This is a genomic window from Zavarzinia compransoris, from assembly GCF_003173055.1.
In the GTDB taxonomy this organism is placed as follows: Bacteria; Pseudomonadota; Alphaproteobacteria; order Zavarziniales; family Zavarziniaceae; genus Zavarzinia; species Zavarzinia compransoris.
This window is the reverse complement of the sequence record NZ_QGLF01000007.1, coordinates 172,647-187,541: the sequence shown is the minus strand read 5'-3', so window position 1 is coordinate 187,541 and position 14,895 is coordinate 172,647. Positions and strand designations below refer to the sequence as shown.

The 14,895-nt window shown below is 68.4% G+C and carries 2 protein-coding genes; both read right to left on the bottom strand.

The genetic code is table 11. The features are described from left to right. Window positions 1-132, bottom strand: a 132-nt coding sequence (locus DKG75_RS23890; RefSeq protein WP_425319017.1) for an MBG domain-containing protein, incomplete at its 3' end; no start/stop codon positions are given. Between the two features lie 53 nt (window positions 133-185). Continuing rightward, window positions 186-14,867: an MBG domain-containing protein gene (locus tag DKG75_RS21405; protein ID WP_425319016.1), complete on the bottom strand. Its 14,682-nt coding sequence runs from the start codon at window positions 14,865-14,867 to the stop codon at window positions 186-188. Window positions 14,868-14,895: the final 28 nt, after the last annotated feature.

Here is a 14,895-nt window from a genome sequence, read left to right as displayed (position 1 = left end):
GTTCCCGCCCGCAGACACACCGCCCAGCGTGATCCCGTAATCGCCGGCGTTCTCGCCTGCGGCCCGGGTCAGAGAGCCGGTGAGCAGGGCCGCCGTGTCGCCCGCCTTGAAGCCTGTGGCCGTATAGGCCAGCGCGGGGTCGAGGTCACCGTAGACTTTCGACTGGCCCGCGGTCGCCGTTACCGTCAGGGCCGCCGGTGTGATCCGGAAGCTNTCAGCAGGGCCGCCGTGTCGCCCGCCTTGAAGCCTGTGGCCGTGTAGGCCAGCACAGGGTCGAAGTCGCCGTAGACTTTCGACTGGCCCGCGGTCGCCGTCACCGTCAGGGCTGCCGGTGTGATCCGGAAGCTCGGTGTGCCCGACAGGCTCACCGTGTAGTTGCCGCCCGCCGAGACGCCGCCCAGCGTGATCCCGTAGTCGCCCGCGTTCTCGCCCGCGGCCCGGGTCAGAGACCCGGTCAGGAGGGCCGCCGTATCGCCGGCCTTGAAGCCTGTGGCCGTGTAAGCCAGCGCAGGGTCAAGGTCACCGTAGACTTTCGACTGGCCCGCGGTCGCCGTTACCGTCAGGGCTGCCGGTGTGATCCGGAAGCTCGGTGCCCCCGACAGGCTCACCGTGTAGTTCCCGCCCGCCGAGACGCCGCCCAGCGTGATCCCATAGTCGCCGGCGTTCTCGCCCGCGGCCCGGGTCAGAGACCCGGTCAGCAGAGCCGCCGTGTCGCCCCCCTTGAAGCCTGTGGCCGTGTAGGCCAGCACAGGATCAAGGTCCCCATAGACCTTCGACTGGCCCGCGGTCGCCGTCACCGTCAGCGCTGCCGGTGTGATCCGGAAGCTCGGTGCGCCCGACAGGCTCACCGTGTAGTTCCCGCCCGCCGAGACGCCGCCCAGCGTGATCCCGTAGTCGCCGGCATTCTCGCCCGCGGTCCGGGTCAGAGACCCGGTCAGCAGGGCCGCCGTGTCGCCGGCCTTGAAGCCCGTGGCCGTGTAGGCCAGCGCAGGGTCAAGGTCCCCATAGACCTTCGATTGGCCCGCGGTCGCCGTCACCGTCAGCGCCGCCGGCGTGATCCGGAAGCTCGGCGACCCCGACAGGCTCACCGTATAGTTCCCACCCGCCGAGACGCCGCCCAGCGTGACCCCGTAATCGCCCGCGTTCTCGCCTGCGGCCCGGGTCAGAGAGCCGATCAGCAGGGCCGCCGTGTCGCCCGCCTTGAAGCCTGTGGCCGTGTAGGCCAGCACGGGGTCGAGGTCGCCGTAGACTTTCGACTGGCCCGCGGTCGCCGTTACCGTCAGGGCCGCCGGTGTGATCCGGAAGCTCGGTGTGCCCGACAGGCTCACCGTGTAGTTGCCGCCCGCCGAGACGCCGCCCAGCGTGATCCCGTAGTCGCCCGCGTTCTCGCCTGCGGCCCGGGCCAGCGCCCCGGTCAGCAGGGCCGCCGTGTCGCCGGCCTTGAAGCCCGTGGCCGTGTAGGCCAGCGCAGGGTCAAGGTCCCCATAGACCTTCGATTGGCCCGCGGTCGCCGTCACCGTCAGCGCCGCCGGCGTGATCCGGAAGCTCGGCGACCCCGACAGGCTCACCGTATAGTTCCCACCCGCCGAGACGCCGCCCAGCGTGATCCCGTAGTCGCCCGCGTTCTCGCCCGCGGTCCGGGTCAGAGAGCCGGTCAGCAGGGCCGCCGTGTCGCCCGCCTTGAAGCCCGTGGCCGTGTAGGCCAGCGCGGGGTCGAGGTCGCCGTAGACTTTCGACTGGCCCGCGGTCGCCGTTACCGTCAGGGCGGCGGGGGTTACGGTCAGTGTGCCGGGGGCGAAGGTGATCGCGTAATTGGCGTTGTTGCTGCTGTTCAGCGTGCCCTGTGCGATCTGGTAGCTGCTTACCGGCGATGCGAGCGTCGCGAGGGTGGACAGGGAACCGTTCAGGCTGTCGCCGGCCACGAGCGTGCCGGCCGTCACCGAATAGGCCAGAGACGGGTTGGCGTCGCCATAGACGCGGGATTGGCTGGTCGCGGTGACCGTGATCGCGCGCTGCTCCACCGTGCCGATGTTCCCCGACAGGGTGGAGGCGATGGTGTAATTGCCCGCGTCCAGGCCCGACAAGGCAAGGCCCGAGACGCTCACCGTCTTTCCCGTGCCGACCCCGGTGCTCGACAATGTGCCGGTCAGGTCCGGCACCAGGGCGACGCCATCGCCCAGGACCGCGCCGTTCAGCTGATAATTGCCGGCGGCCAGGGCAATGGCGGTGTCGCCGTCGTAGACTTTGGTGGCGGTGCCGACCAGGGCAGCGGTCAGGGTCTTCCGGGTGATTTCCCCGATCGAGGCCTGAACGGTGGTCGAGGCCAGCGCGTAATTGGCCGCATCACTGCCGGTCAGGCTGAGACCGGCGACGGTGACCGTGAGGCCGGCGCCGACATCCGTGCCCGAGAACGTGCCGGCCAGGACCGGCACCAGTTCGACCTCATCCCCGAGCGCGTAGCCGGTCAGCGTGAAATTGGCCGCGGTCAATGTCGCCGTGTTGTTGCCGTCGTAGATCTTGCTGACGGAGCCGGTAAGGCCCGCCGTCACGGTCACGATGGCCGCGTTTATCTGACCGATGGGGGCGCTGATCGCGGTCGAGGCCAGGCGATAGTTGCCGGCATCGGCACCGGTGAGGGCCAGGCCGGCGACCGACACCACCTTGCCCGTCCCCGCATTGGCGTTGTCGTAAGTGCCGGACAGCACCGGCTGAAGCGAGACGACATCGGTGAACAGCCGCGGGCTGAGGCTGTAGTTGGCGGCCGTCAGGGTGGCGCTGTCGGTGCCGTCGTAGGTCTTGACCACGCTGCCGGTCAGGGTCGCGGTCAGCACCGCCTGATCCACCGTCAAGGCGCCGGCCTGATAGGCGATCGCATAGCCGACGGCGGAACTGAGACCGCTGGCGGTCAGGCCGCCGGCGTAATTGCCGGCATCGGCGGCAATGGCGGTCGAATCCGCAACCACCGCGGTACCGGTATAGGCGGCAGCGCTGTCCCCGTTCACGAGGCCGGCGATACTGACCGAGCCGCCGGAAAACGCCGCGCCATAGGTCCGGCTGCCGTCCGCCGCGGTGACGGTCAAAGTCGGCTGGCGCTTCCAGACGATCTTCGATGTCGTGCCGGAGACCGAGGCCGGCGCCAGGCTGCCATAGGTGGCGTTATAAATGTTCCGGTCCCCACCGCCGAGGCCGCCCAGGCTGGAGGTCGCCCAATCGTCGGCATAGACGAGAGAACGGGCGCCGGCGGCAACCGAAAGGGCGGAAGCCCCGGCATTGTTCACCAGCTTCGGCGCCACCACGACGACCGCGGCGCCGGTGGTCGCCGCCGCGCCCAGGCTTTCGCCGCTGTTGAGGGTGAGCGTACCGTCGGCCGCGGTCAGGCGCAGGAGAATGGTGCCGGCCCCCGTGGCGGCGATCGAGGCATCGAGGGTGAAGGCGCTGCCCCCGGCCGCGAATTCCAGGCTCTTGCCCGCGGCGACGGCGAGATCGCCGCCACTGATCGTGAACAGATAGGGCGCGGCCGGGGTGGTGCCCGCGGCAGCCGCCATCGCCGCCAGCGCGGCGGAGAGCGTGCCCCCGGCGGTCGCGACGTCGAGCACGTCGGTGTTGAGGCTGAAGCCGAGGCCGTGCCCGCCGGTCGCCCCCGCCACCGCAACGAAGTCGCGGGCGGAAGCGGATTGCGCGGTGGTGGTCACGCCCGCGGTCGAGGCCAGGCGGCCGTCCCCCCAGGCGAGGGCCATGCCGCCGCTGGCGACCGGATCCACCATGGCATAGAAGGAACCGTCGGCGCCGGCGATGGCCTGGCCGACCACCTCGCCCCCCAGGGTGAAGGAAACGCCGCGCCCGACAAGGCCGGAGGTGCCGGCCAGGACGCTGACCCCAGCGGGGAAGCGCCACGCCAGATAGGGATAGGCGGTATCCGCGAGCGTGCCCCAGACCGCCGCGGAAAGGCCCGGCGGCAGGCCGGCCTTCAGCTGGGCGGCGGGCACGCCGCTGAACGTGCCGGTGAGCGTGCCGGACCCCGCCGCATTGGCGCGGCCGCTGATCCCAGTGTCCCAATAGGCATTGGCGGCCGTACCGGAGGAATAGAGGCCGACCAGCCCGCCGCTGTTGCTGCCGGTGACGTAATTGGCCGCGTAGCTCGACGTGATCGTGGTGCCGTTCAGGCGCCCGACCAGGCCGCCGGCATAGGTGCCGGTCGCGACCACGGCGCCGAGCGCGTAGCTGTCGGTGATCGTCGCGGAGAAATTGGCGATGCCGACGAGGCCGCCGGCATAATTGGCGGCCGTCACCGTGCCGGTGAAATAGGACCGGGCGACGGCGGAGGAGGATTGCAACACGCCGACGAGACCGCCGGCCAGATTGGTCCCGGCCCTGACGTCGCCGGAAGCCCAGGATTCGATCACGCTGCCGCTACCGCCGAGTTCGCCGAGAAGGCCGCCGGCCGCCTCGGCCGTCGTGCTGACGGTCGCCGTGCTGGACGACCCGGTCAGCGTGCCGTTGAAACTGCCGGCGATACCGCCCACATAGTTGCCGCCTGAAACTGTTCCTGTTACATGGACATTGGAAACCAGGCTGGCGTCGACGCCCGGCGCACCGGCCAGCGCGCCGGTATAAAAGGTGCCGCCGACGATGGCGACATTGGCGAGGGTGAGATCGGTGACCGTCGCACCGGACAGATACCCGAACAAGCCGGTACGGCTGGAACCGCTGCCGGTGATGGCCAGGCCGTCGATCACATGGCCGCCGCCGTCGAAGGTGCCGGAGAACAGGGTGATCCCCGCCTGCACCGGCATGAAGCCGGTGGCGGCTTTCCACACGTCCGAGGCATTGGCAAGGGAGGCGCCGAGGTCGAGATCATTCGCCAGCGTGTAATCGGCGGCGACATCCAGCGCCATCAACTGCAATTGATGCGCGGTGCGGATCGTCGTCGAGAATTCGCTGCGCAGCATGGGGCGGAGACGGCCGGCGCTGCCCGCTGCCGCATCCGGGTCCATGTACCAGGTGCCGGCGAGATCGAAGCCGGTATAAGTATTGGCGGTGAAGGCCCCCAGCGCCGTCGTGATCGCCGTGCCCGCGGCACTGGCCGCCTGGCCCGTGGTCGTCACATCCCAATAGCTGGCGGTAGCGGTCGCGGCGCCGGAGAACCTGCCGACGAGGCCGCCGACATCCGGCCCGGTGGCCGTGACCCGGCCGCTGGCATAGGTTTCCGTCAAGGTGGACGCGCTGCCCACGAAGCCGATCAGGCCGCCGACCTCACTGGCGCCGGAAACGACGGAAACATCGCCGACGGCATAGGAGCGGAGGACGGAGGCGCCGAAGGTGCCGCCGATCAGGCCGCCGACCGCGAAAGCGTTGGTGCCGATGACCGTCGCGCCGCTATAGGCGTCGCTGACGGTCGCAATAGTGAGACTGCCGATCAGGCCCCCCAGGTACCCCGTCCCCCCCTTGACGCTGCCCTCCGCGGCGATTCTGGTGGCGACACCGCTGTTGAACGACCCCACCAGCAGGCCGGCATAACCATTGCCGGCTTCGACGGCGCCGATCACCAGAATATCGCTGAAACGGGTCCCCAGCTCACCCACCCCGGCGACGGCGCCGACCAATTGCCGGCCCGTCACATCGACATTGGTCAGGACCAGGTCGGCAACGCCGGCGCCGGCCCCGTCGATAACGCCGAAAAGGCCTACCCAGTTGGTCGCCGGCCGATCGATGAACAGGCCGTCGATGGCGTGACCCTGGCCGTCCAGCGTGCCGGTGAATCTGGTTGCACTATCGCCGACAGGCAGGAAGCCCTTGGCCGTGTCCCAAACCTCGCCCGGGTTGGCGAGGGCGGCGCCGAGGTCGATGTCATTGGCCAGCGTGTAATCCGCCGCGAGGTTGGTCGCCATCAGTTGGAGCTGATGCGCGGTCTGGATCGTGGTCGAATATTCGCTGCGCAGGATCGGGCGGAATTCGCCCTCGACCATGTACCAGGTGCTGGTGAAATCGAAGCCGGCATAGCTGGCCTCGGTGCGGGCATCGGCCGAGGCGATCCCGGTGCCGCCGCCGACACTGGCGCTCTGGCCCGTGGTGCCCAGGTCCCAGTAACTGGTGGTGACACTCACCGTCCCCAACGCCGAGGCGACCAGGCCGCCGGTCGCGGCCCCCGCCAGGGACGAGGTAACGGCACCGCTGGCATAGCTGTCCGTGATCGTGGCATTGAGGGTCCGGCCGATCAGGCCGCCGACATTGCTGCCCCCGGCGGTGACCGGGCCGGTGGCGTAGCTGTCCGTGATGTTCACGGTGGCGAAATGATGGCCCACGAGCCCGCCCAAGGCCCCCCCCGCGGAGGAGACGGCGGCCCCGACATAGGTCCGGCTGATCGTCAGGACGTTTGAACCGCCATCCCCGACCAGCCCACCGACGTCGCTTTCCGCCGCGGCCGACAAGCCTCTCACGGTGCCGGTCAGGGAAACATCCGCGAAGCTGATCGAGCCCGCCGTTTGGGCCTGCCCAAGTCCCCCGCCGACATAGCTGCCGCCGGTGACGTCCACCTTCGCCTCGACATCGGTGAAGCTGCCGCTGCCCTGCCCTACCAACCCGCCGACGGCATAGGAGGAGGGCGTGCCGGTCACCACGGCAAGAACCCGCAGGTTGCTCAAGGTCGCGATACCGAATCCGCCGGCCAGCCCGCCGATCCACTTGCCACCCGAAACGGCGACATCGAGGGTAATACCGCTGATCGTCAGGCTGGTGGTCGCACTGATATCGCTGTAGCCGATCAGCCCCCCGGCACCGCCGCTGGCGGCAGCCATGGTGCCGGTCAGGTTCACATCGGCAATCGTGACCTGCTGGGTCGGGGCACTGAAGGCGCCGATCAAGCCGCCGGCGGTGCTGTTGGCCGATGCGGTCACATCGGCCCGGATCGTGCCGACCGAAACATTGCCGCCCATCGTCTGGCCGATCAGGCCCCCGGCACCGAAGTTGGCAGCCGCCACCTGGCCGGAAAGGGTGATCGTGTCGAAGGCATGGGTCGCCGCCGCCGTGCCGACGACCCTTCCGACCAGGCCGCCGACCGACGAGCTGCCGGAAACATTGAAATTGGTCAGGGCAAGATTGGAGATCCTGCCGCTGTCGGCCGCGAAATCGCCCATCTGGCCGAACAGGCCGACATTGTCCGTGGTGGCGCGGTTGATGTAGAGCCCGTCGATGGCATGGCCGCCACCGTCGAGATCGCCGAAGAAGGCGGTCGTCGAGTTGCCGATGGGCATGAAGCCGGTCGCCGTGTTCCAGACTTCGCCGGCATAGGCGCGCGTCGCGCCCAGATCGATGTCGCTGCCGAGCGTATAGGACGCGGCAAGATCCAGCGCCATCAACTGCAGCTGATGGGCGCTGTAGATCGTGGTCGAATATTCGTTGCGCAGGAGCGGCCGGGTATTGCCTTCCGCGATATACCAGATGCTGGTGAAATCGAAACCGGTGTAACTGGCCTCGGCATAGGGCGCCGCGCCGATATTGGTGACGGCAAGGCCGCCGGCGCCGGTAGCATTGCCGATGCCCAGGCTCTGCCCGGTGGTCGTCGCATCCCAATAGGCATTGCTGCCGGTGATCGTTGCCCCCCCTCCATTGGGGCCGCCGACCAGCCCGCCGACAGCGCTGGTCCCGGTGACGGTGCCGCTGGCATAAACATTGGTCAGGGTCGAGTTGCTTATAAAGGCGCCCACCAGCCCGCCGACGGCAGTCGTCCCCGTCACGGCGCCGGTGGCATAGCTGTCGGTGATGCTCGCCCCCGGGCCGCCCAATTGGCCGACCAACCCGCCGCTATAGCCCTGGCCGCTGACGGTGCCGGAGGCGTGGGCGCGGACAATGGCCGCTTCGCTGAAGCCGACCAACCCGCCTGCGGCGAAGGAACTGGCCCTCACATCGACATCCGCCCAGGCATCGGCAAGCGTTCCCACGCTCAATTTCCCGATGAGCCCGCCGACCGCGGTCCCCGATCCTGAAGTCACCGATCCCGTGGCAAAAACATTGGTGATGCTGCCATCCACGGCCCGCCCGATCAAAGCGCCGATCTCGCTGGCACCGGTTACACTGGCGTTGGCCAGCCCGATATTGCCGATGACCGCATACGAGGTCTGGCCAAAAAGGCCGACCTGATTGGCAGCAGGACGGTTGATGGTAAGCCCGTCGATAACATGGCCCTGGCCATCCAGCGCGCCGGTGAAGGGGGTCGCCAGCGTCCCCACCGGCACGAAGCCGGTCGCCGGGTTCCAGACCTCCGAGGCATTGGCGATTGCCGCGCCGAAGTCGATGTCGTTGGCGAGCACATAGGACGCGCCGAGGTCCAGCGCCATCAATTGCAGCTGGTGGGCGTTCCTGATCGTGGTCGAATATTCGCTGCGCAGGATCGGGCGGGTGCTGCCCGCGGCAAGGTACCAGGTATTGGTGAAATCGAAGCCGGGGTAGCTGGCCGCGGCATAAGGATTGGCGGCGATATTGGTCGCGTCGATCGATGCACCGCCGGAGAGGCTGCCATAGGCGGCGCCGACGCCGGTGGTGGCGGCATCCCAATAGGTATCGATCAGGTCGGCGGGACCCGTAAGCACCGTGATCATCCCGATAAGCCCGCCGCGGGCCGCGCCGGCGACCGCCCCCGTGGCATAGGCGCGGGTGATCGTAACAGGGGCGATGCTGCTCACAATTCCGACAAGGCCCCCGGCGCCGATGCTGGAGACCGTGACCGTTCCCGTGGCATAACTGTCGGTGACCGAACCGCGGTCGATCGAGCCGGCCAATCCGCCGGCATAGCTCTGCGCGGTTACGGCACCGGAGGCATGGACACGGGTAAGGACACCGCCGCTGAGGCCGACGAGGCCGCCGGCGTAGCCGATGGTTGCGCTGACCGTGGCCGAAGCCCAGGAATCGGTGATACGGCCATCGCTCGCGCCGGCGATGCCGCCGGCGTTGCTACCGGTTGCAGCAACCGTGCCGGTGACGAAGACATTGGTGACCGCGCCGGCGTTCAGATTGTAGCCGACCAACGCGCCGGTGCGGGCGCCGCCCGCGACATTGGCATCGACCAGGCCAAGGTTGCGGATCGAACCGTTCGCCCGCCCGAAAAGCCCGGTATCGTCACCAGTCCGGTTGATATAGAGACCGTCGATGACATGGCCCCGGCCGTCCAATGCGCCGGTGAACTGATTGCCCGAGGTCCCCACCGGCACGAAGCCGGTCGCCGGGTTCCAGACCTCCGAGGCATTGGCGATTGCCGCGCCGAAGTCGATGTCGTTGGCCAGCACATAGGACGCGCCGAGGTCCAGCGCCATCAGTTGCAACTGGTGCGCATTCCTGATCGTGGTCGAATATTCGCTGCGCAGGATCGGGCGGGTGCTGCCCTCGACAATATACCAGGCATTGGAGGAAACGAAGCCGGTATAGGAAGCGGCGACATAGGGGGCCGCGCTGATGTTGGTGACGGCAAGGCCGCCGGCGCCGGTGGCATTGCCGATGCCCTGGCTCTGCCCGGTGGTCGTCGCGTCCCAATAGGCATTGCTGCCGGTGATGGCCCCCGCCCCGGCAGGACCGCCGACCAGCCCGCCGACATCGGTACTCCCGCTGACGGCGCCGCTGGCATAGACATTGCTCAAGGTCGAATTGTAGATATAGCCGCCGATCAAGCCGCCGACGGCGGACGTCCCGGTCACGGCGCCGGTCGCATAGCTGTCGACCACGCTCGCGCCGAGACCGCTGCCCAACTGGCCGACCAGCCCGCCGATACTGCCCACGCCGGAGACGGTGCCGGAGGCATGAGACCGGATGATGGTTACCGCCTGGCCGTACCCGACCAGCCCGCCCACGGCGTAATAGTCCGACAGCACATCGACGGCGGCCCAGGAATCGGCAAGTGTCCCCGCGCTCAGATCCCCGATCAGGCCGCCGACCGCCGCCCCGACCACGGCCTCGGTCATCTTGCCCGTGGCGAAGGCGTTGGCAATGCTGCCGCCCACGGCGCGCCCGACCAGCGTGCCGCTCTGGGCTCCACCGGTGACATCGGCATCGACCAGGCCGATATTGCCGATGGTCGCGTTCGCAGTCCGGCCGATCAGGCCGGTCTGTCCGATGCCGGGCCGATAGATAAAGAGGCTGTCGACGACATGTCCCTGGCCGTCCAACTGGCCGGTGAAGGGATTGGCAGTGCTGCCCACCGGCACGAAGCCGGTCGCCGGGTTCCAGACCTCCGAGGCATTGGCGATTGCCGCGCCGAAGTCGATGTCGTTAGCGAGCACATAGGACGCGCCGAGGTTCAGCGCCATCAGTTGCAACTGGTGCGCATTCCTGATCGTGGTCGAATATTCGCTGCGCAGGATCGGGCGGGTGTCGCCCTCGGCGATATACCAGGTATCGGTGAAATCGAAGCCGGCGTAGCTGGCCGCCGCATAGGGCTGGGCGGCGATATCCGTCGCGTCGATCGACAGGCTGCCGGAGAGGCTGCCAAAGGCGACGCCGACGCCGGTGGTGGCGGCATCCCAACGGGTAGCGGACAGGGTGGTGCTACCCGAACTCACCGTGATGACCCCGATAAGCCCGCCGCGGGCCGTGCCGGCGGCGACCGCCCCCGTGGCATAGGCGCGGATGATCGTAACAGGGTTGACGCTGATCACCACTCCGACAAGGCCCCCGGCGCCGATGTTGGAGACCGTGACCGTTCCCGTGGCATAACTGTCGATAAGCGTGCCGCCGGTGATCGAGCCGACCAATCCGCCGGCATAGTTCTGCGCGGTTACAGCACCGGAGGCATGGACACGGGCAAGGACACTGCTGCCGCTGCTGGTGCCGACGAGGCCGCCGGCGGAGCCGCTGCCTCCGCTGACCGTGGCCGAAGCCCAGGAATCGGCGATACTGCCTTCGTTCACGCCGACGATGCCGCCGACCGAGACCCCGGTTGCAGCAACCGCGCCGGTGACGAAGACATTGGCGACCGTGCCGGCGCTCGACTGCCTGCCGGCCAGGGCGCCGGTGTAAATGCCGCCCGTGACATCGGCATCGACCAGGCCAAGGTTGCGGATCGAACCGCCCGAATATCCGAAAAGCCCGGTATCGCTACCGGTCCGGCTGATATAGAGACCGTCGATGACATGGCCCCGGCCGTCCAAGGCGCCGGTGAACGAACTGCCCGCGGCCCCCACCGGCACGAAGCCGGTCGCCGGGTTCCAGACGTCCGAGGCATTGGCCAGCGCCGCGCCGAAGTCGATGTCGTTGGCCAGCGTATAGGACGCGCCGAGGTTCACCGCCATCAGTTGCAACTGGTGCGCATTCCTGATCGTGGTCGAATATTCGCTGCGCAGGATCGGGCGGGTGCTGCCCTCGACAATGTACCAGGCATTGCTGGAAACGAAGCCGGGGTAGCTGGCCACGGCATAGGGCAGGGCGGCGATATTGGTCGCGTCGATCGACAGGCTGCCGATGAGGCCGCCATAGGCGATGCCGACGCCGGTGGTGGTGGCATCCCAACGGGTAACGGACAAGGTGGTGCTACCCGAATCCACCGTGATGATCCCGATAAGCCCGCCGCGGACCGCGCTGGCGGCGACCGCCCCCGTGGCATAGGCGCGGGTGATCGTAACAGGGGTGATGCTGTTCACCGATCCGACAAGGCCCCCGGCGCTGGAGCTGGAGGTCGTGACCGTTCCCGTGGCATAACCGTCGGTGAGCGTGCCGCCGGTGATCGAGCCGACCAATCCGCCGGCATAAACCTGCCCGGTTACAGCACCGGAGGCATGGACACGGGCAAGAACACCGCTGCCGCTGCTGGTGCCGACGAGGCCGCCGACGTAGGCGCCGGTTCCGCTGACCGTGGCCGAAGCCCAGGAATCGGCGATACTGCCGTTGTTCACGCCGACGAGGCCGCCGGCCGAGACCCCGGTTGCAGCAACCGTGCCGGTGACGAAGACATTGGCGACCGTGCCGACGCTCGACTGCCTGCCGGCCAGGGCGCCGGTGTAACTGCCGCCCGTGACATTGGCATCGACCAGGCCAAGGTTGCGGATCGAACCGCCCGAATACCCGAAAAGCCCGGTATCGCTACCGGTCCGGCTGATATAGAGACCCTCGACGACATAGCCCTGGCCGTCCAAGGCGCCGGTGAACGAATTGCTCGCGGCCCCTACCGGCACGAAGCCGGTGGCCGGGTTCCACACCGCGCCGGCGGCGGCGATTTCGGCGCCGAAGTCGATGTCGTTGGCGAGCGTATAGGACGCGCCGAGGTTCAGCGCCATCAGTTGCAACTGGTGCGCAGTCCTGATCGTGGTCGAATATTCGTTGCGCAGGATCGGGCGGGTGCTGCCCTCGGCAATATACCAGGTATTGGTGAAATTGAAGCCGGTGTAGCTGGCCGCGGCATAGGGCTGGGCGGCGATATTGGTCGCGTCGATCGATGCAATGCCGGAGAGGCTGCCATAGGCGACGCCGACGCCGGTGGTGGCAGCATCCCAATAGGTATCGGTCAGGGTGATGGCACCCAAACCCACCAAGATGATCCCGATAAGCCCGCCGCGGCTTGGGCCGGTGACCGCCCCCGTGGCATAGGCGCGGTCGATCGAAACAGGGGTGGAGCCGGTCACCCATCCGACAAGGCCCCCGGCGGCGCCACTGGAGGCCGTGACCGACCCCGTGGCATAACCGTCGGTAAGCGTGCCGCCGGTGATCGAGCCGGCCAATCCGCCGACATAACTCTGCCCGGTTACAGCACCGGAGGCATGCACACGGGCAAGGACACCGCTGCTGAGGCCGACGAGGCCGCCGGCGTAGACGTTGGTTCCGCTGACCGTGGCCGAAGCCCAGGAATCGGTGATACTGCCGGCGTCCAGGCCGACGAGGCCGCCGACGTAGCCGAGGGGTGCAGCAACCGTGCCGGTGACGAAGACATTGGCGACCGTGCCGGCGCTCACCTGCCTGCCGACCAGGGCGCCGGTGAATTGGCCGCCCGTGACATTGGCATCGACCAGGCCGAGGTTGCGGATCGAACCGCCCGATTCTCCGAAAAGCCCGGTATAGTTAGCGGTCCGGCGGATATAGAGACCGTCGATGACATGGCCCTGGCCGTCCAATCTGCCGGTGAACGAACTGCCCGAGGCCCCCACCGGCACGAAGCCGGCACCGCTGTTCCAGGTCGCGGTGGCGCTGGCGTCGATATCCCGCGACAGGGCATAGGTGCCGGACAGATTGTCCCGCATCGCCTGAAGGTCGTTGACGTTGTTCACCAGCATCCAGGCGGTGCGGGCGCCGCCGCCGGCGGCATAGGTGGCGGGATTGTCGTATTTCTGGCCGTCGCTGTCCGTGTCGGCCGGGTTGTAATAGATGTTGTAGACGCTGCCGGCGGTAAGCCCGGGCGTGACGGCGACTGTCACCGTGCCGGTGCCGGTGCCGTTCTTGTCCGCGCGCAGTGTCAGGTCGCCGCCGGCGCTGGCGATCAGGTTCGCATTCACCGTGATGTTGCGATGGGCCGCCAGTTCGAGGGTGGCGCCGCTGCCCCAGATGACGGAGCTGGCGACAATGATGTCGCCGGCGCCGGCGCCGGCGTCGGCGGTTTCGATCAGGACATTGGTGCCCGAGTTCAGGGTGTTCTGGATCGTCGTCGCGGCGGCGGCGTTCAGGTTGTAATTGGTCGGATCCAGCAGCCATTGGCCGCCGCTGCCGGCGTCGATCGCGGCGCCGTCGAGCAGGACTTCCAGCCCCGAGGTTTCGATGAAGCCGCCGCCGGCGCCGCCGGCCGCGAGCAGGCCGGAAACCGAGGCGCGCTGATCGCCCCAGACGACGATGGCGCCGCCCGGGCCGCTGCCGCCGGTGGCGGATACCGCGGCGCCGCTCTCGACCGTGGTGCTGGCCGCGGTCGGCACCGGCTTCGGCACCAGTTTCTCCGCCTCGACCTTGCCGCCGCGCCGGTCGCCGCCGATCAGCACCGTGCCGCCGGCGGTGGCGCCATCGGCCTTGACCTTGGCGCCGCCGGCAAGGGTGACCGTGGCGCCGGTGACCGTGACCGTTCCCCCCGCCCCGGCGGCGGAGGAGGCATCGACGGTGCCGGTGACGGCAATGCCGCCCGCGCCGCCGTCCAGCACGATCTCGCCGCCATCGACGCTGATCGCGGTGGCGCGGGTGACGCCGCCGATATTGACGACATTGGCGACCACATCCGACGCCGCATCGGCGGAGATCACCACCGTGCCGCCCTCGACCACGCCCGCCTGGTCGAGCCGGCGGCCCGAGCCGGTGACCGCCAATTCGATCAGCCCGTCGCCGGCGAGATCGAGGGTATAGGTCTCGCCCGCCGCCAGGTTCACCTTGCCGGCAACCGCCTTGATGGTGCCCGTGTTGCGCACATTGGGGCCGACCAGGGCGGCGATGCCCGCCCCTTCGACCGTAATCGTGCCTTCGTTGGCGATCTCGGCCCCGGCATTGCCGCCAGGGGTGAAGGTGAGATTGCCGTTGCCGGCCATGAAGGCATCGGCATCGATCTTCGAGGTGCTGGCGACAACGCCGGCGGCATCGATCCGCCCGCCGGGGCCGATCAGCACGCCGTTGGGGTTCAGGATCACCACCTTGCCGTTGGCGGAAACCTGGCCGTCGATCCGGCTGGCGCCGCCCGCGGTCACCCGGTTCACGGTGATCGCCTGGGCATCCGGCTGGTTGAAGCGGACCGAAGCCCGGTCGCCGACATCGAAGCCCTGCCAGTCGATCACCGCCTTGGCACTGGACTGGTCGATGACGAGGCGGCCGGCCTCGGGCGTGCTGACGGTGGCGTTGCCGCCGACCAGCGCGCCGCCCGCCGGCAGCGTCAAACCGTCCTGCGCCCGGGCGGCGCCGGCCCCGAAGCCGGCAGCAAGTGCGACCATCACGAGGCGCGACGGCACCAGGGCGGTC